This window comes from Leucobacter chinensis (genome assembly GCF_019049105.1).
GTDB classification, from domain to species: Bacteria; Actinomycetota; Actinomycetes; order Actinomycetales; family Microbacteriaceae; genus Leucobacter_A; species Leucobacter_A chinensis.
Genome location: NZ_JAHQZR010000003.1, coordinates 158,080 through 180,174, shown reverse-complemented (window position 1 = coordinate 180,174; position 22,095 = coordinate 158,080). Strand labels below are relative to the sequence as shown.

20 protein-coding genes are annotated in these 22,095 nt (G+C 65.4%); 11 read left to right on the top strand and 9 right to left on the bottom strand.

Going from position 1 to position 22,095, the window contains the following annotated elements; translation table 11 throughout:
- Genes KTJ78_RS04485 through KTJ78_RS04460 form a run of 6 tightly spaced genes read left to right on the top strand, consistent with a single transcriptional unit; the run spans position 1 to position 6,514 of the window.
- The gene (locus KTJ78_RS04485; RefSeq protein WP_217133014.1) at positions 1-1,668 is read left to right on the top strand and encodes an OPT/YSL family transporter; all 1,668 of its coding nucleotides are present in this window, start codon (positions 1-3) and stop codon (positions 1,666-1,668) included.
- A 3-nt stretch (positions 1,669-1,671) separates the two neighbouring features.
- On the top strand, positions 1,672-2,730 hold the full coding sequence (locus KTJ78_RS04480; protein ID WP_217133012.1) for an S-methyl thiohydantoin desulfurase family protein: 1,059 nt from the start codon (positions 1,672-1,674) through the stop codon (positions 2,728-2,730).
- A 17-nt stretch (positions 2,731-2,747) separates the two neighbouring features.
- Positions 2,748-3,683 (top strand): DUF1177 domain-containing protein, encoded by a 936-nt coding sequence (locus KTJ78_RS04475; protein ID WP_217133010.1) that lies wholly within the window; start codon positions 2,748-2,750, stop codon positions 3,681-3,683.
- A 10-nt stretch (positions 3,684-3,693) separates the two neighbouring features.
- Positions 3,694-4,617: an AroM family protein gene (locus tag KTJ78_RS04470; RefSeq protein WP_217133008.1), complete on the top strand. Its 924-nt coding sequence runs from the start codon at positions 3,694-3,696 to the stop codon at positions 4,615-4,617.
- Positions 4,618-4,619: 2 nt separating this feature from the next.
- Positions 4,620-5,534 (top strand): aminopeptidase, encoded by a 915-nt coding sequence (locus KTJ78_RS04465; RefSeq protein WP_217133006.1) that lies wholly within the window; start codon positions 4,620-4,622, stop codon positions 5,532-5,534.
- Complete coding sequence (locus tag KTJ78_RS04460) at positions 5,531-6,514, top strand: nitroreductase family protein (protein WP_217133004.1); 984 nt, start codon at positions 5,531-5,533, stop codon at positions 6,512-6,514. The genes KTJ78_RS04465 and KTJ78_RS04460 overlap by 4 nt, the downstream gene beginning before the upstream one ends.
- Positions 6,515-6,863: 349 nt before the next feature.
- Here KTJ78_RS04460 and KTJ78_RS04455 read toward each other — a convergent pair whose 3' ends face one another.
- From KTJ78_RS04455 to KTJ78_RS04435, 5 genes are read right to left on the bottom strand one after another with little or no spacing between them, the layout of a single operon-like run.
- Positions 6,864-7,508: a TetR/AcrR family transcriptional regulator gene (locus tag KTJ78_RS04455; protein ID WP_217132992.1), complete on the bottom strand. Its 645-nt coding sequence runs from the start codon at positions 7,506-7,508 to the stop codon at positions 6,864-6,866.
- Positions 7,505-8,266 carry a tyrosine-protein phosphatase gene (locus KTJ78_RS04450; RefSeq protein WP_217132990.1) on the bottom strand — a complete coding sequence of 254 codons (762 nt, stop codon included), beginning with the start codon at positions 8,264-8,266 and terminating at the stop codon, positions 7,505-7,507. The genes KTJ78_RS04455 and KTJ78_RS04450 overlap by 4 nt, the downstream gene beginning before the upstream one ends.
- 1 nt (position 8,267) lies before the next feature.
- A complete protein-coding gene (phnE, locus tag KTJ78_RS04445) occupies positions 8,268-9,137 on the bottom strand; it encodes a phosphonate ABC transporter, permease protein PhnE (RefSeq protein WP_217132989.1) in 870 nt (289 codons plus the stop codon).
- Complete coding sequence (gene phnC / locus KTJ78_RS04440; RefSeq protein ID WP_217132987.1) at positions 9,121-9,963, bottom strand: phosphonate ABC transporter ATP-binding protein; 843 nt, start codon at positions 9,961-9,963, stop codon at positions 9,121-9,123. The genes phnE and phnC overlap by 17 nt, the downstream gene beginning before the upstream one ends.
- A gap of 8 nt (positions 9,964-9,971) precedes the next feature.
- Positions 9,972-10,928, bottom strand: a complete 957-nt coding sequence (locus tag KTJ78_RS04435; RefSeq protein ID WP_217132985.1) for a phosphate/phosphite/phosphonate ABC transporter substrate-binding protein — start codon at positions 10,926-10,928, stop codon at positions 9,972-9,974.
- A 537-nt stretch (positions 10,929-11,465) separates the two neighbouring features.
- On the opposite strand from KTJ78_RS04435, the gene KTJ78_RS04430 reads away from it, so the two are divergent.
- From KTJ78_RS04430 to KTJ78_RS04420, 3 genes are read left to right on the top strand one after another with little or no spacing between them, the layout of a single operon-like run.
- Positions 11,466-12,242, top strand: coding sequence for a PaaX domain-containing protein, C- domain protein (locus tag KTJ78_RS04430; protein ID WP_217132983.1), 777 nt, complete (start codon positions 11,466-11,468; stop codon positions 12,240-12,242).
- Positions 12,239-13,870 (top strand): acyl-CoA dehydrogenase family protein, encoded by a 1,632-nt coding sequence (locus KTJ78_RS04425; protein WP_217132981.1) that lies wholly within the window; start codon positions 12,239-12,241, stop codon positions 13,868-13,870. Before KTJ78_RS04430 ends, KTJ78_RS04425 begins: the two co-directional genes overlap by 4 nt.
- A 21-nt stretch (positions 13,871-13,891) precedes the next feature.
- Complete coding sequence (locus KTJ78_RS04420; protein WP_217132980.1) at positions 13,892-15,541, top strand: class I adenylate-forming enzyme family protein; 1,650 nt, start codon at positions 13,892-13,894, stop codon at positions 15,539-15,541.
- Between the two features lie 462 nt (positions 15,542-16,003).
- Here KTJ78_RS04420 and KTJ78_RS04415 read toward each other — a convergent pair whose 3' ends face one another.
- Complete coding sequence (locus KTJ78_RS04415; protein WP_217132979.1) at positions 16,004-17,008, bottom strand: Lrp/AsnC family transcriptional regulator; 1,005 nt, start codon at positions 17,006-17,008, stop codon at positions 16,004-16,006.
- A gap of 167 nt (positions 17,009-17,175) precedes the next feature.
- Here KTJ78_RS04415 and KTJ78_RS04410 point away from each other — a divergent pair, with 167 nt between their 5' ends.
- Both KTJ78_RS04410 and KTJ78_RS04405 read left to right on the top strand, forming a co-directional pair.
- Entirely contained in the window at positions 17,176-18,393 is a 1,218-nt protein-coding gene (locus KTJ78_RS04410) for a M20 metallopeptidase family protein (RefSeq protein ID WP_369807977.1), read from the top strand.
- A gap of 27 nt (positions 18,394-18,420) precedes the next feature.
- Positions 18,421-19,731: an MFS transporter gene (locus KTJ78_RS04405; protein ID WP_369807976.1), complete on the top strand. Its 1,311-nt coding sequence runs from the start codon at positions 18,421-18,423 to the stop codon at positions 19,729-19,731.
- On the opposite strand, the gene KTJ78_RS04400 is transcribed toward KTJ78_RS04405, so the two are convergent.
- The 3 genes from KTJ78_RS04400 to KTJ78_RS04390 form a co-directional block, all read right to left on the bottom strand.
- On the bottom strand, positions 19,728-20,384 hold the full coding sequence (locus KTJ78_RS04400; RefSeq protein WP_217132978.1) for an FMN-binding negative transcriptional regulator: 657 nt from the start codon (positions 20,382-20,384) through the stop codon (positions 19,728-19,730). The genes KTJ78_RS04405 and KTJ78_RS04400 overlap by 4 nt on opposite strands.
- A gap of 95 nt (positions 20,385-20,479) precedes the next feature.
- On the bottom strand, positions 20,480-21,133 hold the full coding sequence (locus KTJ78_RS04395) for a class I SAM-dependent methyltransferase (RefSeq protein WP_217132976.1): 654 nt from the start codon (positions 21,131-21,133) through the stop codon (positions 20,480-20,482).
- A complete protein-coding gene (locus tag KTJ78_RS04390) occupies positions 21,130-22,083 on the bottom strand; it encodes an NAD(P)/FAD-dependent oxidoreductase (RefSeq protein WP_217132974.1) in 954 nt (317 codons plus the stop codon). The genes KTJ78_RS04395 and KTJ78_RS04390 overlap by 4 nt, the downstream gene beginning before the upstream one ends.
- Positions 22,084-22,095 lie beyond the last annotated feature (12 nt).

Below are 22,095 nucleotides of genomic sequence, written 5' to 3'. Positions count from 1 at the left end.
ATGTCTCCTCAAGAAACCCAAGCCCCAGAGGGGCGCAAACAGCAGCGCACGTTCAACATCACGTTCATGATAATTTCGGCGTTCGTCGCGATCTTCGGGTCGATCATCGGCATTCAGCTCATCACCACGCTCGGCATTAGCCCGAACACCTCGATCATTGGCGCGCTCATCGCGATGATCGTCGCGCGTATTCCGATTCGCTGGTTCCTGCAGTTCCGCAACATTCACAACCAGAACCTCATACAGACGACGATCTCGGCGGCCACCTTCGGCGCTGCGAACAGCCTGCTCATTCCGATCGGTATTCCCTACGCGCTCGGCATGCCGAACCTCGTGTGGCCCATGCTGATCGGCGCGGGCATCGCGCTCGCGATCGACGTGTTTGTGCTCTACAAGCTCTTCGACTCGAAGCTCTTTGGATCGAACGAGATCTGGCCCTCGGGCGTCGCGACGGCCGAGGCGCTCAAGGCAGGCGACCAGGGCGGCAAGAAAGCGGGCCTGCTAGGCCTCGGCATCTTCGGCGGCCTCATCGGCTCGCACTTCGGCATCTCGATGTCGGCCTTTGGTGTCGCGTTCATCGGCAACATCTGGGCACTGACCTTCTTCGGCGTTGGCCTGCTGGTTCGCGCCTACTCAGAGGCACTTGCCGGCGTCGACGTCAACGCAATCTACATGCCCCACGGCATGATGATCGGTGCGGGCGTCGTGGCGCTTGGGCAGTTCGTCTTCATTCTGCTCGGCTCGAAGCGCAAGAAGGAAAAGGCTGCCCAGGAGGCCGCGCTGAACGCGTCGGCCGAGACCTCGCCCGCAGAGCCCTCGCTCAATCCCGTAGAGAAGGCCGTCTCGCACGTCTACTCACGGTCAGACCGTGACGTGAAGCGGGCCTTTGGCCTCGGTGGTCTCATGTACGTCGGCGGCGCTGCTCTGCTCGCCGTCATGGGCGGGCTCATTGCCGAGCTCTCGTTCTGGCAGCTGCTGCTGTTCGTCGTCTTCGCCGCGTTTGCGACCCTCGTCTCTGAGATCATCGTCGGCATCGCTGCCATGCACTCGGGCTGGTTCCCGGCCTTCGCCGTGACGCTCATTATGCTCTTGCTCGGCATGATGATGGGCTTCCCGCCCGTCGCCCTCGCGCTGCTCGCCGGCTACGTTGCGGCGACCGGCCCGGCGTTTGCCGACATGGGCTTTGACTTCAAGACCGGTGTGGTGTTGCGCAAGGGCCAGAACGTGCAGCAGGAGCTCTTCGGGCGCCGCCAGCAGCTCAAGAGTGGCATCATCGGCTTCGCCGTCGCGTTCGTCGTCGTTGCCCTCGCGCACGAGTCGCTCTTCTCGCAGGACATGCTGCCCCCGGTTGACCGTGTCTTCGCCACGACGATCGAGTCGGGACTCTCAGGCGAGGTCGGCATGCAGCTCTTCCTCTGGGCCATCCCCGGCGCAATCGTTCAGCTCATCGGTGGCCCGAAGCGCCAGATCGGCATCATGCTCTCGACCGGCCTGCTCATTCTCAACCCGCTCGCGGGCTGGGCAGTGATCGTCGGCATCATCATTCGCGCGGTCGTGCTCAAGGTGCGCGGCCCCGAGTCAGAGAAGACGATGTACACCCTCGCGGCCGGCTTCATCGCCGGTGACGCACTCTACAGCTTCTTCAGTTCAGTATGGAAGGCACGCTAACCCATGGCATCACGACAGCTCACCCGCACCGACGCACTCAACGCCGTGTATGGCGGCTGCATTCTGGGAGGCGGCGGAGGCGGGGTGCTCGAAGAGGGCATCGAGAAGGTCGATACGCTCTTCGACACCTTCGAAGGCCCGAAGCTGGTGACTCCCGACGAGCTCGCTGACGACGCCTACGTGGCGTGCGTCGCGCTCGTTGGAGCCCCCTCGGCCGCCGATGCGCACTACGACGCTGGCCAGCTCATCGCGACGGTGCGCATGGTCAACGACGCGCTCGAGACCCCGCTCGCGGCGGTCATGACGAACGAGAACGGCGCGGGCACGACGACCAACGGCTGGCTTCAGGCTGCAGCGCTCGGGCTTCCCGTCATCGATGCGCCCGCGAACGGTCGCGCGCACCCGACCGGCTCGATGGGGTCGATGAACCTGCACGAGCTCGACGGCTACGAGTCGGTTCAGGCCTTCGCGGGTGGCAAGGGTGCGCAGCGCGTCTCTGGCCTCGTGAAGGCCAGGCTCGGGCTCGCGGCCGACACCGCGCGCGCCGTCTCGGTGCAGGCTGGCGGCCTCGTCGCCGTGTGCCGCAACCCCGTGCAGGTTGGGTACGTGACCGAGAACGCCGCGGTTGGCGGCATCACCCAGGCGATCGAGCTGGGCGCCGCTTACCACGCGGCTCCAGAGGGCCGCGCCCGCATCGAAGCCGTCGTCGAATTTCTCGGCGGATCGATCGTGGCCGAGGGTCCGGTCGAACGCTCAGAACTCACGCAACAGGGTGGCTTCGACGTTGGCACGGTTGAGCTGGGCGGCGCCGAGATGACCTTCTGGAACGAGTACATGACGCTCGAGATCGACGGTAAGCGCCTCGGCACGTTCCCTGACCTCATCATGACGCTCGACAGCAAGACCGGTGCACCCGTTGTGACGGCCAGGGTCGAGGTCGGCCAGGAACTCACCGTGATTTGCGTTGACCGCGAGCGACTGCTGCTCGGCTCGACGATGCACAACGAAGCACTGCTTGGCAGCATCGAGCCCATCATCAACAAACCCATTCTGAACGTGTAAGTGAGAGGAACAGAACATTGGCTTTGAAGCATGTACTCGAGGTGCTTGACCTGCTCGACGACGGGGCCGCCAGCGGCCAGCGAGTCGTCGACCTGTTTGCCGGGTTTGAGCACGTGACCGCTTCGACCACGACGGTGACCGGCGAAAAGGGAAGCACCGACTTCATTCGCATCGAGATCGCCGGCACCGAGGGCAAGAAGACTGGCGGGCCAGCCGAGACGACCGGCATCATCGGCCGCCTGGGCGGCCTGGGCGCCCGCCCAACCCGCATCGGCTTCGTCTCAGACGGCGATGGCGCGGCCGCGGCGATCAGCTCGGCATACAAGCTCGCCGAGATGAGCACGCGCGGCGACCGCCTTCCCGGTGACGTCATCGTGACGACGCACGTTTGCCCCGACGCACCGACCCGCCCGCACCAGCCGGTCGAGTTCATGGATTCTCCTGTCGACATTCTCGCGATGAACACCCATGAGGTCGTCGATGAGATGGATGTCATCCTGTCGATCGACACCACGAAGGGTAACCGCGTGGTCAACCACCGCGGCGTCGCCATCTCGGCACCCGTGAAGCAGGGCTACATTCTCAAGTACTCAGAAGATCTGCTCCGCATTCTCGAGACCGTCTCTGGCCAGCCCGCCCAGGCGCTGCCCATTTCGACGCAGGACATCACGCCGTACGGCAACGGGGTTTACCACATCAACAGCATTCTGCAGCCGGCCGTTGCGGCTGAGGTGCCCGTTGTTGGTGTCGCGATCACCGCTCAGTCGGCGGTTCCCGGCAGTGCGACGGGCGCGAGCCATGAGGTCGATATCGCTCTCGCGACGCGTTTCGTGATCGAGGTCGCGAAAGAGGTTGGCGCGGGCACCTGCGAGGTTGTTGACGAGCCCGAGTTCGAGAGCCTCGTCTCGATGTACGGCTCGATGAAGCACCTCAGCACCCTGCCCAAGGCGTAGGGAGACCACGGTGTCACAGGTTGGGGTCATCACGATCGGCCAGGCGCCCCGCGACGACATGACGCGCGCCTTTGCCCCGCACTTCGACGGGACGGGGGTCACGGTCGTGCAGCGCGGCGCCCTCGACGGTTTCACCGCCGCCGAGATTGCCACCCGTTTCGCTCCCCGTGAGGGCAGTGCGACCTACGTGTCGAAGCTGCTCACGGGCGAGAGCGTCGAGATTGCAAAAACCGCCATTCTCGACCGCATGCAGGCCCACGTCGACGAGCTGGCCGCAACCTGTGACGCCATTGTCATTGTGTGCACCGGAGATTTCCCGATGCTCGCAAGCGACACCCCACTGTATTTTCCCGACCGCCTGCTCGTCGAAGCGGTGCGCGAGCGGAGCCTCGGCGCCCCTGCCCCTGCACCGGCATCGGCTACTGCACCTGCACCGGGGTCTGCCGCTGCCACCGCCGCTGCTGCCGCTGTTGCTGCCGCTGCTGCCACCGCCCCTGCCGCTGCTGCTGCTGCGGACGGCGCTCCGGCCACCCTCGGCCTCATCGTGCCGCTGCCGGGGCAAGAAGCCGTCATGGCCGAGAAGTGGCAGCCGCTCGGTGTGCCCCTCGCGTTCGCGAGCGCCTCGCCATATCTCGACTCAGACATTGAAGGCGCGGCCCTCAAACTCGCAGCCGAGGGAGCACGCACGATCGTGCTCGACTGCATTGGGTACACGAGAGCGCACGCGGCGAGGGCACTTCGCGCGCTTGTAGCCGGGCCCGATCCGCAGGCAACGATCGAGGTGCTCGTGCCACAGGACCTCGTTCCCGAGACCGTCGCGGCGAGCCTCGGGCTCACGCCGCGCGACTCGGCCGGGCTGGGTGCTCGGCAGGCGGGATCCGCCGCTTTATGCGACGCAGAGCGCACCGACGCTCGACTCACCGAAAAGGAATAACCATGCAGCAGTACCACGCCGTCGTGCGAAACATTCTCGCGAACAACGTCACGATCGACGCCGCCGACCGGGTGCTCGTGCTCTCTGACCGAAGCACCGAGCCCGTCGCCTCCAAGTTTCTCGACGGACTGCTCGCGAACGACGTGCACGCGCAGCTCTTCGTCATGGCCGACCGCGAGAAGTCAGGCGAGGAGCCGACGCCCGAGGCGCTCGAGCACATTCTCGCCTTCGACGCGACGTTCTGCCTCACGAAGCACTCGCTCACGCACACCTCGGCGCGCAAGCAGGCGGTCGCAGCTGGCAAGCTTTTCGTCACGATGCCCGGTATCACCGAGTACATTCTCACAGAGGGCGCGATGACCGCCGACTACGTTCGTGTCGAACGCGAAACGATCGAGATGGCCGAGAAGATCACCCGGGCGAGCTCCGTTATCATTCACTCGGGCGGCGGGGCGCACCGGTTGAGGGTCCCGCTGGAGGGGCGCGACGGCATCGCGAGCACCGGCGTTTTTCGCGGCAAGGGTGTCGGCGGAAACCTTCCGAGCGGTGAGGCATACGTGGCCCCCGTCGAATATGCCGTTTCGGGAACACTCGAGGTCAACGGCTCGATCGCGGGCATCGGCCTCGTCGACGAGCCGGTCGTGCTCGAGGTGCGCGAGGGCCGCCTCGAGAGTGCCAGCGGATCGCAGGGCGCGCGTCTTCTCGAAATGCTGGGCGATGGGCTTGGTCGCCAGGTCGCCGAGCTCGGCATCGGAACGAACCACGCCGCGGGAGTGATCGGCGACATTCTCGAAGACGAGAAGGCCTACGACACCATTCACATTGCGTTCGGCTCGAACAACACCTTCGGCGGAACGATCGCTGCCGGCGTGCACATCGACTGCATCGTCGCCGGGCCGACCGTGGAGTGGGTGTGACCGTGTCGGGGTGTGATGAGGGGCGCGGCGGGGCTGGCGGCGCTTTGGTGGCGGCTTCGGCGGCTCCTGCGGCTTCGGCTGGCGCGACGGCCGATGCGGTTGCCCATGCCGCGACCTATGACCGCCACAGTGGGCCACTCGAGTTCGAAGCCGAGGCGCTCGGTTCGCCAGACCTCATCGAGGCGCAACTGCGCAAGTCGCTGCATCGGGTCGAGAAGGGCCTGAGCCTCGCGAAGCCCAGGCGACCCTTCGGGCAATCGATCGAGCGGGACCTCGTGCAGCTCTTGCGTGTTGCACGTGAAACGGCTGGCGGCGGGGAATCGTTCGAATCGGCCATCGCGCAGGCCGAACGGGCGCTGACGTCGCTCCGCCTGTGGAACGAAACCGGCCAGCTTGATGATCTGAGCGGCCGCCCGGCCCAGGTCGCTGGCCCCTTCACCGGTGCTGCGCGCGACGCGGTCAAGAGCTTCTTCGAGGGTCGCAACTCGACCCGCAGTTTCGAGGCGGGTAAGCCCGTGAGTGACGCCGATATGAACGCCGCGATCGAGACCGCGCTCGCGAGCCCCTCGGTGTGCAATCGCGTGACGGGCCGCGTGCACCTTTACCACGGCGCCGAGATGGTGGCGAAGCTCTTCGCCCTGCAGCAGGGCAACCGTGGCCTCGACGGGGTCGAGCACGTCGCGATCGTCACGACCTCGCTACCGATGTTTACCGGAACCGACGAGTTCGTACAGCCCTGGATCGATGGCGGCATCTTCGCCATGAACCTCGTGTGGGGTTTCGAGCAGCGCGGCATCGCGACCTGCTTCCTCAACTGGTCCATGCCCCACGCGGCATCTACCGAACTGCGCGCCGTCGCGGGCATTCCTGAAGATGAGCTCGTCATCACGCTCATCGCGTTCGGCCACCCTGCGGGCGACCTGCGGGTGACGGCCTCCGAGAAGCCGCCGCTCGAGACGGTGGTGACGCGGCACCCGTAGGTGCGGGTTGCTGGTGGCTGCTGTCGGTGCCCGCTGTCGGTGGCTGCCGCGGGTGCGGGTTGCTGGCGCTTGCCGCGGGTGCGGGTCACAGGTGCCTGCCGCCGTTGCGCGTTGTTTTTGCGTTCACTTGACGAAAAGCAGGGTGTTTGCGCGAAAACACCCTGCTTTCTGTCAAGTAGACGGAGCAGAGCCGCCGCAGAAGTGCCCCCAAACGCTGAGCGGCACTGCCCTTGCGCTGAGCGGCACTGCCTGCGCGCGGTGGGACCGCAGGGCGGCCCGGAACGCGCAAGCACCCGCAAATACCGCAAGCGCCGCAGGGCGGCCCGGCACCGCGCGCAACCGCGCGCGACTACGACGAGCCCGCGGCACCCACCATGCCACGCCACACCACGTCGAAGGCCGCCGTCACGCGGGCGTGCGCTTCAGGGGCCTGGAGGTCGTCGCCGCGAATGATGAGCTGGTAGTAAACGATGCCGGCGAGGGCGTCGACGCTCGCCGCGACGTCGAGGTCTGCGCGAAGGAATCCCTGAGCGATGGCCTCGGTGAGGCTTGCCTCGAGCGGGGCTCGGCGGCGGGCGATATGCGACTGCCAGTAGGCGTGCTGCAATTCAGGGTCGTCGATGATGAGCCGTAGGCGCTGCTGAAACCGGTGCATCGGGTAATCGCGCGTTGAAGCGTGCTCGCCGGTGTGCGGTTCCGGGGTGAGTGAGCGCAGTAGTGACTCCTTGAGCCCGGGGCCGACCTCGACCGGCGGGTACTCGGTGCGGCCGACGTCGAGAGCGGCGGCGATGAGGCCCGTGATTGATGGCCAGCGCCGGTAGAGGGCTGCCCTACTGACGCCGCTTGCGGCCACGACGCGAGACACCGTGACCTCTTCGCCGGCGTCGAGCAGCTCGACTGTTGCCGTGAGAATACGCTCGTCAAGGCCCTCGATACGGGGGCGGCCGGGCCCCTGACGTTCAGGTGACCCGGCCTCGTAGGCCTCTTCCGTCATGCGGCAGGATCGAGCGCTCGGCGACGCAGCTGGGCGACGGTATCGGGCGAGAGCCCTGCGACGCGCAGCGGAGTGAGCGGGTCGCCGTAGGTCTCTCGCAGGGTTGCGATGAGCATCTGCATGGAGTGCTCCATGCCGTCTTTTTCAAGCTCGCTTCCGCGGTTCAGCTGTTCGAGGTCGAAGCCGAGCTTGAGCATGATGGGCCCGATGACGCTTTGGGTGCGCTCTTGAATGGCGGGCATATTGGGGCCGGTCAGTGCGTAGTCGGCAACGATCTCCTGGTCATCAGCGCCTAGCGCGAGCAGCAACACGGCTGCCAGCACACCAGTGCGGTCACGACCAGCGGCACAGTGAAACGCGGTCGTTCCGGGTGAGTAAGCGATGACGTTGAGCGCAGTGACAAGCTGACTCGCCGCGTTCTCGACGAGGCCCACGTACATGCGCCCCATGGTTTCGTGCGTGAGTGCTGGCGTGTCGCCGTCCATAGCCTCACCGATGCTGCCCATGAGCGGCACGTGGTGGTAGGCAACCGGCAGCTCGCCGAGCGGCCCGCGGCCCGTGACCTGGGCCTCTTCGACCGAGCGCAGGTCGATGATTGAGCGCAGGCCTTTCTCGTACAGTTCGCCTGCGACCGATGCGGTCACGAGCGAGAGATCGTCGGTTCGAATGACGAGGCCGGTGCGCAGCGATCCGCCGTCAACGGCGATGCCGCCGAGGTCGCGCAGGTTTACCGGGGCGCTCAGGGTAATGCTGGTCATATTAGGTGATCTTCTTTCTGATGAGGGCGCTGCCCTGGTCGATAGCGGTAACGAGGAGGATGATGCAGATGATGATTGCGCTGAGGTGGCCGTAGTCGTACATGCGCATCGCGGTGGTGAGTTCGAGGCCGATGCCGCCAGCGCCAACGAGGCCGAGCATGGTTGCCCCGCGCACTGAGCCTTCGAACAGCAGCAGTGTGTACGAGACGAGCAGCGGTGCGGCCTGCGGCAGCACTCCGTACTGAATGACCTGGCGCTGTGAGGCACCCACCGAGCGCAGTGCCACAATGGGGCCGTTGTCGACCGATTCCATGGCCTCAGCGTAGATTTTGCCGATCGAGCCGATTGAACCGAGGGTCATTGCGAGAATGCCCGCGAACGGGCCGAGGCCGACAGCCGAGACGAACATGAGCGCAAACACGAGGTCTGGAATCGCGCGAATCACATTCATGATCCAGCGCGCGGGGTAGTACAGCCACCGCGGCGAGAGGTTTGAGGCGGCCGCCATCGCGACGAACAGCGACAGTACCGAGCCGAGCACGGTCGAGACGAGCGCCATCTGAACCGTCTCAATGAGCAACTGCGTGATGAGCCCAATCTTCGAAAAGTCTGGCGGAAACAGGCGGCCGATAAAGCTCATCATGTTCACGGTTCCCTGGCCGAGCTTCTCGAAGTTGAAGCCCGCACCCTGGAACGACCAGAGCAAGAAGACGATGGCCACGGCGACCCCGATGAGCGACCGGGCTCGGGGCATCGCTACAGCACGCTCCAGTCGCGCCCGCTCGGCAGGGTCGAGTTGTTTCTTTTTCTTGCCAGAGGGTTTCGAACCCTTGGCCTTCTTTTTCTTTGGCGGATCAACGATGGCGGTCATCACCCTCCTCCTCTCCTTCGTAGAGCGCCCCAAGGGCGGCAGCGTCCAAGGACGCGGTGGGTGCCGAGACGAGCATTCTTCCGTTCTTCAGCCCGACGATGCGATCGCTGTGTCGCATGGCAAGGGGCAAAACGTGCAAGCTCACGAGCACCGGGATGCCGTCTTCGCGAGCAATGCTGCGCAACAGCTCAAGAACAGCGTCAGAGAGCTTCGGGTCGAGAGAAGCGACGGGTTCGTCAGCCAGTATGAGCTTTGGCCGCTGCATGAGCGCTCGAGCAATAGCCACGCGCTGCTGCTGACCGCCGCTGAGCGAGCGTGCCTCGTCGCTTGCCTTGTGGGCGATGCCCACCCGGTCGAGCAGGTCGAGCGCGCGTCGGCGCTGCTCCGACGTGAACCCGCCCACGAGGTTGAACGGGCCCGCGTGGTTGAGCCCGCCCGTGAGCACATTGGTGAGCACACTCAGTCGCCCGATGAGATTGAACTGTTGAAAGACTTGGCCGGTGCTCGCTCGGAGCGTGCGCAGCTCGCCGCGCTTGAGGTTGGTGACATCGTGGCCAGCGACTCGCACCGATCCGCCAGAAATCGGGGCAAAGCCCGTGAGGCTCTTCATGAGCGTTGACTTGCCCGAGCCCGACGAGCCGAGCAGCGCCACCATCTCGCCCGGAAAGAGGTCGAGATTGACGCCGTCGAGCACGAGGCCGTCGTCGGGGTTGTATTCGACCTCGAGGTCGTGCACCTGCACCAGTGGCATGTGAGCGAGCAACTCGCCGGTCGTTGGGTTGCCGATGGCGTCAGAGCGCTCTGACCGAAGCGTCGTATCGATCATGGTGACGACTACTTCAGGTCGGCGATATCGACGCCTGCGACCGCTGCAACGTTCACGAGCGACTGGAAGATGCTGCGCTCTGGCTCAAGCGTCGGCTCAACGCCGATGATTCCGGCTTCGGCATATACGCCAAGCTGCTTTTCGTTTTCGGGCACAAACACCTTGGGCAATGCTTCGAGCAGTGCTTCACGCTTGCTGTCGCTCATCTTCTGGCTGGCGATGACCGCCATGCTCACATCCATGGGAATGCTCGTGCCAATGGCTCGGGTTTCGCCCTCTTCGAAAGGAAAGTAGTCGGTGCCGGTCATGCCCATGAGCATGGTCGCGGTGCAGGCGGCATCGACCTGGCCCTCTTTCACCGCAATCGCGCTGCGGTCGTGCCCGCCCGTAAACATTGCCTCGTAGTCGACGTCGCGTTCAAGCCCCACGCTGTCGAGCAGGTGCACGGGCATGAAGAAGCCCGAGCTTGAACCGGGATCGGCGAAGGCGACGGTTTTGCCCTTGAGTTCTTCGACGCTCGTGATTGGCGAGTCTTCGAGCACGTAGCAGGTTGAGACCGGGTCGGGCGATCCGGGCCAGGTCATCAGTGCGTCGACCTCACCGGTGTTGACCGCGAGTGCGCTTGGAAAGGCGCTCATGAGCGCGATGTCGACGTGGTCGGCGCGCACAGCCTCGACCACCCCGAGGTAATCAGGTGCGTCAACGATCTCAACCTCCATGCCGGTCTCGGCGGTGATGAGCTCGCCGAGCGCTTCAATGGGGTTGACCGCCATGGGGTCGTCGCCCGTTGGCAGCGTGGCGATCGTGATGGTCTCTGTTTCGGTCTTTCCGTCTTTCGCGTTGTCGCCGGCGGCGGCGCTCTGCGGGCTGCACCCGGTGAGCGCGACCATCGCGATGGCAACGAGCGAGAGGGCTGAAGTGGCGACTGCGGTCTTGCGTGACCCGGTCTGTGCGTGAAGACGCATGGCTTACCTTTCGAAGGAGGGGGCGCTCTCGCAGAATTTCGAGAACATCAGTATTCAAACCCCCGAAGGTGTCGGGCAATTACGAGACCGGTGTACTGCAAATGGAATGTTCGATGAACGGTTAGTGAATGGGGCTGCGGGGTGGCCGATCTGCGGCTTGAGGCGTGCATCGTTGCGCGCCATGGCGGCGTTTCGGTGCGTTTCGGGCCGCTCTCGGCTGCTTGGCCGCCTACCTGCTGCCGTTGCACGTCGTTTTTGCGTTTACTTGACGAAAAGCAGGGTGTTTTCGCGCAAACACCCTGCTTTTCGTCAAGTGGATCGTGGGGCGGGTGGATCGCGGCCCCGCGCCCTCAGCCCCGCCGCGGCCCCGCACTCGGAGCCCCGCCGCAGCCGGCAGTCCGCAGCCGACAGCCCCAGCCCCAGCCCCCCGCAGCCAGGCCCTCCCTTGCGGTTCCCAGGCGCCGGTGTTACAGTCTGAGAACAGTCACAGAAATTCTGTAACAAGGCACTGCGAAGGCTCGAAGGCGAGGCTCAAGAATGGCACGATCACTGGACGAGATTGTTCCGCCGCTCTCGGCGCGCTCAATGATTCTCAGCGTGTTGCTCGGCTCGACGCCGCCAAGCATGGCGGCCCATCAGCTCGTGGCAGTCGGCGCTCACTTCGGGGTTGCAGCGTCGTCGGTGCGTGTTGCACTCTCGCGCATGGTTGCTTCAGGCGAACTCGACAGCACGAACTCGACCTACACGCTCTCGCCCCAGCACATGCTCCGCCAGCGCACGACCGAGGCGCGCATATCGCCGCGCAGGCTCGCCTACACCGGCATGTGGCGCACGGTCGTACTGCTTGGGCCGGGAAGGGCAGCCGCTGACCGGGCACAGACCAGGGCGATGCTCACCGAGGCCCGGTACGCCGAACTGCGTGAAGGCGTGTGGATGCGCCCAGATAACCTCGCCAACGAGGTGCCGCTCATCACTGCCGAGCACACGACGATGCTCGCGATGCCCGCTGACGATAGGGCGCTTGCGCGCATGCTGTGGAACACCGAGGTCTGGGCAGCAGAGGCCCGCGAGGTGCTCAACCTCATGCGCCAGAGCACTGACCACATGGTTCAGCTTCGCGCTGCCGCCGCTGCCGTGCGGCTCCTTGAGCTCGACCCAGCGCTGCCCGATGAGCTCACCCCCGAGCGCTACCCGGCCGATGAACTGCGCTGGGCCTACGAAGACTTCCGTCGTGATCTCACCACGACATACATCGAGAGCTTGCGGCCCGAACGTGGAGCCGAGATGCTCGCCACGCAAGAGGAGACCCCATGAAAACCCACAGCGTTACCAACCAGGCTCCGGCCCTCATCGATTACGATGCCGGGCAGGCGCCGGTGATCCACGAGGCGCTTCAGCGCGCGGGAGCGCAACACGCGTCGCCGCAAGTGCATCGTGTAGGCAGTCTCGCGGGGAGCGCCGACGCGCAGCGGTTGGGTGATCTTGCCGAGAAGAACGTTCCGGTACTCCACACGCACGACCGGTTCGGTAATCGCATTGACGAGGTTGAGTATGACCCCGCCTACCACGAGCTCATGCGCATCGCGTTCGAAGAGAACCTGCACGCGGGAGCCTGGGGCGATGCCGACCCGAACGCCCACCTGATTCGGGCGGCGAAGAACAGCGTGTGGCAGATCGTTGATGCCGGTCACGGTTGTCCCGTCTCGATGAGTTACTCGGCGGTTCCAGCGCTCAGGGCAAACCCAGAGCTCGCCGCGATCTACGAGCCGCAGCTCATCTCGACGGCCTATGAACCTGGCTTGCGCCACACAAGCACCAAGCGGGGCATTACCGCGGGCATGTCAATGACTGAGAAGCAAGGCGGATCAGACGTGCGCGCGAACACGACCACGGCCGAGCCCCTTGCCGACGGCAGTTACCGAATCGTTGGTCACAAGTGGTTTACCTCTGCGCCGATGTCAGACATTTTGCTCACCTTGGCAATGACCGCAGAGGGAGTGACGTGTTTTGTGCTGCCTCGGGTGCTGCCCGATGGATCGCTCAACCCGATTCGTATTCAGCGTTTGAAAGACAAACTGGGCAACCGCTCGAACGCGAGTAGTGAGGTTGAATACGAGAACGCAATCGGCTGGCGACTCGGCGACGAGGGGCGTGGGGTCGCGACGATTATCGAGATGGTCAACGGTACCCGCCTCGACTGCACGATTGGTTCGGCTGCGCTGATGCGCCACGGTGTTGACCAAGCGGTGCATCACGCCACCTACCGCTCTGCATTTGGTGCGCGCCTCATCGAGAAGCCGCTCATGCAGAACGTGCTTGCCGACCTCATTGTTGAGTCAGAGGGGTCGATGACTGTCGCTCTGTGGCTTGCCTCGCTCACAGATGCGGCTCAGCGTGGTGATGAACGAGCAGCAACCCTTCGCCGTCTCGGTCTTGCGGCTTCGAAGTACTGGGTGTGCAAGCGGGGCCCAGGGCACGCGGCCGAAGCGATCGAATGCCTCGGTGGCAACGGCTACGTTGAAGATTCACGATTGCCCCGCATTTACCGCGAGGCGCCGCTCTTCTCGATTTGGGAGGGAAGCGGCAACGTCGCCGCGCTTGACGGCCTTCGCGCGATCACGAAGCACCCCGAGACGCTCACGGTGATGTTTGACGAGCTCCGTCTCGCGACGGGCAGTGATGCTCGGTACGATGCCGCGCTCGCACGTCTCGAGCAGCGCGCCGCGAACACCGCTCCGGGAGCATGGGAGTACGAGACCCGCGGCTTTGTCGGCGAACTCGCCCAAACGCTGCAGGCTTCGCTCCTGATTCGACACGGCAACGCGGCGGTCGCCGACGCGTACGTGGGCTCACGCCTTGAACGCCGCCACGGAGTTTACGGCGAGTTCGACAGCACCATCGATGCTCGCGCTATTCTTACCCGCTCTCCTCAGATGCAATGACGCACCACCGAAAGGACACCCATGACCATGCCACTCACGCTCGCGCAACTGCTCGAAGTTCGCGCTGAGCTTGCTCCACATCACGAGGCGTTTGTTGACGGCGACACCCGCCTCAGCTTCGCCGAAGCAAACGCTCGAGCGGCCAGCTTCGCCGCATATCTCGCAGCAGAGGGCATCGGCCGCGGCGACCGTGTGCTGTTGCTCGCCAAGAACAGCGAGTTTCTCGCCACGGCACTGTATGCCGTCTCGCGGCTCGGCGCGATTTCGGTCGTTGGCAACTGGCGCCTCCCGCCTGCCGAACTTGAGTATGTTGCACGCGATAGCGGATCAACGGGCTTGCTCTACGATTCAGCTTTCGCTGAAACAGCGGCAGCCGTGACGCAAGCGGTTCCCGAACTCCGCGTGCGCGTCGTCGGTATCGCTGGTGAGGGTGAAAACGGTGGGCGGTCGCACCAGGTGGGGCACGATGATCCGCACTATCGAAATGCGCTCGCGACGGGCGCAGCGTTGCCTGCTCCCGCGATCGTTGGCGAAGATGGCGATGATGCGATCATCATGTACACCTCGGGAACCACCGGTCGCCCCAAGGGTGCGGTGCTCACGAACGCCAATATGTTTTGGTCAGGGCAGGGAATGCTCTCGACGATCTCTTGGGAGACGGCGCACCGCTTTTTGCTCGTTGCGCCGATGTTTCACATCGGTGGCCTTGCCCCGCTCACCTGCAACGTGTTGCGTGGCACCACGACGGTCTTTATGCGCGACTTTGACCCCGTGCAGGTCTGGCAAACCATTGCGGCGGAGCGCATCACGACGATGATGACCGTGCCGCTCATGCTTGGCGCGATGATTCAGGTTGCGCGGGCGACCGAGGTCGATGCGAGCAGTCTCGTGGCCGTGACCTGCGGCGGTGCGATGGTCTCGCGTGAACTCGTCGAAGCGTTCTCTGCTTTTGCCGCCCCGGTGCAGGTTGTGTACGGCATTACCGAGTTTGCTGGGGGCCTCACCTTCTGGACAGAGGCGATGGGCCGCGAGAACCTTGACTCTCAGGGCAAACCTGTGTTTGGCTCGACGGTCGCGGTTGTCGATGTCGAAACCGGCGAGCCGTTGCCCCGGGGCGAGGCGGGCGAGCTGCTCGTCTCTGGCCCGCAGCGCTTCGACCGCTACTGGCAGAACGAAGAGGCGACCGAGGCGGCTTTGACCGCCGACGGTTGGTACCGCACCGGTGACGTCGCGTACCTCGACGAGCGCGGCTTCGTGCATCTCGTCGACAGGGTCAAAGACATCATCATTAGTGGCGGCGAGAACATTTACCCGGCAGAGCTTGAAACGGTGCTCGCTGCTCACTCTGCGGTTGCTGATGTGGTCGTGGTCGGCGAGCCCGACGAGCGCTGGGGTGAGGTTCCTGTTGCCCACGTGGTGCTGCACGCTGATGCCGCCGCCGGTGAGGGCGGTGCCGGTGAGGGTGCTGCCGGTGAGGGCGGTGCCGGTGAGGGCGGTGCCGCAGAATCTGCGGCTGCGGCTGCGGCTGAGGCGCTCGCCGCAGAGCTCGCCGAACACTGCGCGGGCCAACTCGCTCGCTACAAACTCCCGAAGCGCATCGAGTTCATCGAAATCGTGCCTCGCAACACCCTCGGTAAGGTGTTGCGTCGTGAGCTGAGGCGTGCCGCTTAACGGGCGTGGCCTTCGGTGTGGCCGGCGGCAGCGCTTTCGCGGTCGAATGTCGAAATCTCGCGGTCGAGATCCGCTTTCTGCGCGTGATGACAGCGCAAACTGACTGCGCGCCTCCGCCGGCAATCCATTTGACGAAAAGCAGGGTGTTTCTGGCGTTACACCCTGCTTTTCGTCAAGTAAACGGGTACCTGAGCGATTCAGCCCCGCCTGAGCAGCGATTCAGCCCCGATTGAGTCCAGAAACGCGAATTCGGCCGACAAACAGCGCCCGCCTTGCCCATCAATCGGCGGATCGCCGACAGCCGCAGCCCCTAACCGCGCCAGCCCCGGCCAGCCCTGCCTGCCTGCCAGCCCGCCAGCCCGCCAGCCCGCCAGCCCGCCAGCCCGCCAGCCCGCCAGCCCGGCCGCTCGCCAGCCCACCCGTCCGCCCGACGCAAAGCCGGCCAACCCAGCCAACCCGGCCTCACCCCACAAACACGGGGCTCACCGGCTCGCCCGTGCGGCGGCCCCGCTCGTCGAGGCGCCAGCCCATGCGCTTGATGAAGCGCACCGTGATCGAGCTTTCGGCGATCGAGAAGCCCGGAATGTGTTCGATGAGGCGGCGCTCGGCCTCGAAGATCTCTTCGGGGGTACGCACCCAGAGTACGAAAGTGAAGTTCGTTTCGCCTGTGGTCGAGGCGCAGAAGCGCAGGTTTGGGAAGCTGCGCAGCGCGGCGGCTGCGGCGGTGTGCTGCTCAGGTGAGAGCCAGCAGAACCACTGGCTGCTGATGGGCTGGCCGAGCAGTTCGGGCGCGAGGTCGCAGCGCAGGGTGACTTTGCCTGAGAGCAGCAGCCGTTGCATGCGGCGCGAGATGGTGCTCGGGTGGGTGCCGAGGGATTCGGCGATGTCGGCGACGGTGGCGCGGCCGTCGCGGTGCAGGTAGGGGGTCAGTTCGCGGTCGCCGTCGCGCAGGGGTGGGGGAGTGGCCGAGGTGTCGGTGCGGGCGAGCTGCACGAGTTGCTGGCGGGCGGTGTGGTCGAGGCTTCCGAGACGCCACTCGTGACCGTCGAAGTGCACGCGCGTGCAAATGATCGTCTCGTAGCGGGTGATGCCCGGCAGCTTTGAGATGCGCTCGTTGAGGCTTTCGAGGTAGCTCTCGAAGTCGGGGGTGAGCACGGTGAAGATGAGGTCCCAGTGCCGTGCCGGCTCCTCGATCGAGACGATCTCGGGAATCGCGATGGCCTCTTCGGTGAGGCGGTCGCGGTGCTCGGGCAGGCAGCGCACGGCGACGAATGTGAGGGTTCCGGGGCGGTTGCGCCCGAAGGGTACGGCCGTGCACCAGGCGAGACCGCGGTCGGTGAGCCGCTGCCACTGCTGCGCGAGTATGAGGGGCGAGGCCCCGAGCACCTGCGAGAGTTGTCGCCACGAGGCGCGCGGCGCGATCTGCAGCGCTCCGACGAGCTCGAGCGGGTCTGGGGCATGTTTCATGAGTGCAAGAATATCGCGTTATCACAAGAATCAGTGCACGAATGCTCGCTCAAAGCACAGTAAACGCAGGTTTATCGCATGACTAAGCCAGCGCTCTGCACCGGTTGAATAATGAAAGGAGCAAAAAGTCGCGTGGCCAACCGAGGGCCGCAGTTAGGAAGATCACCGTGGATTTCGTAGCGAGATCGCTTGAACTTGATGGCGCTTTGCGTGCACTGCGTCGCGATCTGCATCAGATTCCTGAGCAGGGGCTCTCCCTGCCACTCACGCAGCAGCGACTGCTCCAAGAGCTCGAAGGCCTGCCAGTCGAGGTGACGCTCGGCGAGTCGCTGAGTTCGATTACGGCAGTGATCCGCGGCACGGCAGGCGCGACCGCGACCGACACCCCAGCCCCCGCCGTACTCCTGCGCAGCGACATGGACGCGCTGCCCGTCGTCGAAGAGACGGGTCTCGACTTCGTGAACCCCGACGCGACGAACATGCACGCGTGCGGCCACGACCTGCACATGACCATGCTCGTGGGCGCGCTGAAGCTGCTCGCCGAGCACCGTGACGAGCTCGCGGGCGACGTCGTGTGCGTCTTCCAGCCGGGCGAAGAGGGCTTCGACGGCGCGCAGCACATGCTCGACGAGGGCCTGCTTGAGATCACGGGCGCGAAGCCCGTGGCCGCCTACGCGCTGCACGTCTTCTCGTCGCACATCGAGAGCGGCCGCTTTCTCGTGCGTCAGGGCGCGATCATGAGTGCCTCAGATACCGTGCGCATGGTCGTGCGCGGTCACGGAGGGCACGGATCCGCACCGCATCAGGCCATCGACCCCATCACCGCGAGTGCCGCGATGGTGAGCGCGCTGCAGACGATGGTCACGCGCCGCTTCGACGCCTTTGACCCGGTCGTGCTGTCGTTCGGCATGTTTCGCGGCGGATCGACCGAGAACGTCATTCCCGAGAGCGTCGAGATGCTGGCGACCGTTCGTACCTTCAGCGAGAAGAACCGTGAGCTCATGCGCAGCGAGGTCGTGAAGGTGCTCGAGGGCGTGGCCGACGCGCACAGCGTCACGATCGACATCGACTACGAGATGCTGTACCCCGTCACGAAGAACGACGCCGACGAGGCCGATTTCGTCGCGGAAACCGTCGCCGAGCTGTTTGGCGACGAGAGCCTCGAACGGCCGAAGCAGCCGCTCAGCGCCTCAGAAGATTTCTCGAAGATGCTCGAGCACGTGCCCGGCGTCTTCATTCCGCTGGGGGCGACTCCCGAGGGCGTTGACCTCGAGACGGGCCCCTACAACCACGCCGCCGGCGCGCAATTCGACGAGGCGGTGCTCACGAGGGGCACGGCCCTGCTCGCCACGCTCGCCGCTCGCCGCCTCAACCCGCCCGCTTAACCCCTGCAACGAAGCACCGTAAGGAACATGATGACCACCACCCACGACACGACCGACGGCACGCACGGTCACTACACCCCTGCCGAGCGACGCACCGTGCGCAAAAACCTCGTCGGCATCGGCATGGGCAACCTGCTCGAGTGGTACGACTGGAACGTCTACGCCTCGTTCACGATCTACATCGCGGCCCACGCGTTCAACGACGCCGACCCGGCCTCGGCTCTGCTCTCGACCCTCGCGATCTTCGCCGTTGGCTTCATCGCCAGGCCCTTTGGCGGGTTTGTTTTCGGGTGGATCGGCGACCGCAAGGGTCGCAAGTACTCGATGACCCTCGCGATCGTTCTCGCCTCGTTCGGCAGCCTCGCGATCGCGCTGCTGCCGTCGTACGAGACGGTTGGCGCGTGGTCGTCGCTCATGCTGCTGCTCGCCCGCCTGCTACAGGGCCTCGCCCACGGTGGCGAGCTGCCGTCGTCGCAGGTGTTCCTCTCTGAGGTCGCTCCCGCGAAGCACCGCGGCCTGTGGTCGAGCTGGATCTACGTTTCGGGCACCACCGGCATTCTCGCGGGCGTGCTGCTCGCGGCGGTGCTGAACCTCACGCTCACGGCCGAGCAGCTCGACGCGTTCGGCTGGCGCATTCCGTTTGCGATCGGCGCTGTTGCCGGCCTTTACACGCTGTACCTGCGCCGCAACATGGAAGAGACCGAAGCGTTCACGAACATCGAGAAGTCGGGCGCCCCGAAGCGTAACATCTTCTCGCAGATCTGGGAGCACCGCCTCGGCGCCCTGCAGGTCATCGGCCTCACGATCGGCATCACCGTGGCCTACTACGCGTGGGCCATCAACGCCCCGACGTACGCCAACACGCAGCTCGGCATGGATCGCGGCCTGACCCTCTGGGCGGGCGTCATCGGCAACATCGTGCTCATCGTGTCGCTGCCGCTGTGGGGCATGCTCTCTGACCGCTTCGGTCGCAAGCCCATCATGATCATCAGCGCTGGCGCCGCGCTCGTGCTCTACCTGCCCATTCAGGCGTGGTTGCGCAACGACTTCCTCGTGCTCGTGCTCAGCGTCTCGCTCATGTCGGCTATTCTCGCCGGAGCGCTCGCGATCATGCCGGCCATGTTCTCAGAGCTCTTCCCGCCCGAGGTGCGCACCTCAGGCATCGGCTTCCCGTACGCCCTCGCGGTCGCGGCATTCGGCGGCACCGCCCCCTACATTCAGACCTACGCCTCGGGGCAGGACTACAACTGGTTCCCGCTCTACACGATGGCGCTGCTCGTGATCACCCTCATTACGGTGTTCACGGTTCCTGAAACGAAGGGCAAGCACCTGGGCTAAGCCCCAGGGCAGGCCTCAGCACTCACCCCGATGCGCCGCATGAGAGCGGCGACATCGGGGTGTTTGCGCTCGCCGCTCGTGAGGTCGGCGACGACGCGCTCGTGCACGTCGGCGGGCATGTCCTGGCTGAGCTTAAACATCGCGGTCTCGGTTTCGACCTCGATGGTGAAGGCGACGATCCCCGGCAAAATCTTCTCGTAAATCGGGAACGACGGGCTCTGCTCCCACGGCTCTGATCGGGCGCTCTCGAAGTGCGAAACCGTCTGCTTCACGACGTCGAGGCTCAGCGCATCGTCTTCGATGATCGTGACCTTGCCCGTGAGGTGCACGGTCGCGTAGTCGAGGGTGGGCACCGCGTCGGCGAAGCCGTAGTTGCTCGGCGAGACGTAGGCGTGCGAGGTGCTGAACGCGAGCAGCGTCGAGGGGTTCTCGGCGAAGAGCTGCCAGTGCGGGTTGTCGCGACCCATGTGCCCCCACAGGGTTTCGCCCACGAAGGTGCCCTGCGGCTCGAAGCCGGGCTGAAACACGATCGGAACGTGCGTGGCAACCGGCGCCCCCGCGGTCGAGGTCGCGACGATGGCGAAGGGGTTGGCGCGCACAAACTCAACAATCGCTTCGCCAGAGGGGGCAATGTAGCTGGGGTAGGTGTGCACGCTGTTCTCCTTTGGCCGTTGCACACACAGTGTAACTCGCGGCGAGGGCCTGCCGTGCGCGCAATATTTCGCTCGCGCGGCAGACCTCACCCCGGTTACTCGCCGCCGAGCCTGCGCGCTCGAACGACCACGTCGCGCAGTTCAACGCTCGCCCCGCCGGGGTGCGCAGTACGGGTGTGCTCGGTGCTCGTCTCGATGCTCCAGTCGGCCGCCGTGAAGAGCCCCGCGATGGCCTCGCGCGTGACGGTTGCCTCGTGCGGGTGCGCGGCGTGTAGCGATTCGCCGACGTGCTCGTGAGCCGCGTGCCCGGCTTCCTGATGCTCGCTGGCCGCGTGCCCGACGATGAGCAGCGTGCCGCCGGGCGCGACCCACGAGGCGAGCCGCTCGTACAGCGCGAGCTGGCCGATCTCGGCGTGTGCGTAGCTCGTGACCACGAGACTCCAGGTACGGTCTGGGTTCCAGCGTGAGAGGTCGGCTTCGATCCACTCGATGGGGGTCGTGGTCCCAGCCGCCCTCTCGTGCCGCTTCGCTTCGTCGAGCGCGCTCGCCGAAATATCGGCCGCCGTCACGCTCCAGCCCTGCCTCGCGAGCCACAGCGCCTCGGCGCCAGCACCGCACCCCGCGTCGAGGACGGTGCCCGGGGCGAGCTGCGCCGTCTCGGTTGCGAGATACGGGTGTGGCGTCGGGACTCCCCGGGTCTCGCGCTCGGCCCAGTGCCGCTGCCAAAAATCGCGGTCGAAGTCGGTCATGAGGCAGCCCCTGCAGCGACCGCGGCGTTGGCGCGAGCGAACACCATCTCGGTGTTCAGTGTCATGGCGACGCGGGCTGCTTGCGCAGCCGATTCGCTCACCTGCGTGGCCGGGTTCGCGACGTTGCCCGCCGCCCACACGCCCTCGACCGAGGTGCGCCCCGCCTCGTCGGTCGTGACGGCGACGCCCATGGGGTTCTCGGTGACGTCGAGGCCGAGCGCCTCAAGACCCTCGAGCCGCGCCCTCGCAAACGACGGAACCGCCAGCGCGTCAGCCCCCAGCCGCCCACCGCTTGCCAGCACGACCCCGGTGATGCGATCGCCTGAGACCTCGACTCGCGAGACCGTGTCGGTCACGACGTCGATGCCGAGGGCGGCGAGCATCTCGAGGTCGTCGCTGCCGAAGCTGAGCCCGTTCGTCACGAGCGTCACGTGCGCGCTCCACTGGTGAAACAGCATGGCCTGCTTGGCCGACATGGGCCCGGTTGCGGTGAGAACGATGCGTTGATCGCGGATCTCCCAGCCGTGGCAGTACGGGCAGTGCACGACGTCGCGCCCCCACCTCGCCGCGAGACCCTCGATCTCGGGCAGCTCGTCGCGCGTTCCGGTCGCGATGATGAGCTGCTGTGCGACCACGCGGGCCCCATCGTCAAGCTCGACGGCGAACCCGCCCTCCTCGAGGCGCGCGGCCGACCGAACCTCGGCGTGCGCGATCGTCGCGCCGTAGGCCGATGCCTCGGCACGCCCCTTCTCGAGCAACCCCAGCGGATCGACCCCCTCATTTCCCAGCAGGCCGTGCGCCGCGGCCGCCGGTGCATTGCGTGGCTGGCCGTGATCAACGACGATGACGCTGCGACGGGCCCTCGCGAGCGTGAGGGCGGCGCTGAGCCCGGCCGATCCGCCGCCGAGAATGGCGACCTCGTACTCGTGGGTTTCGTTTGGCTGGTGCATGGGAGTTCCTTG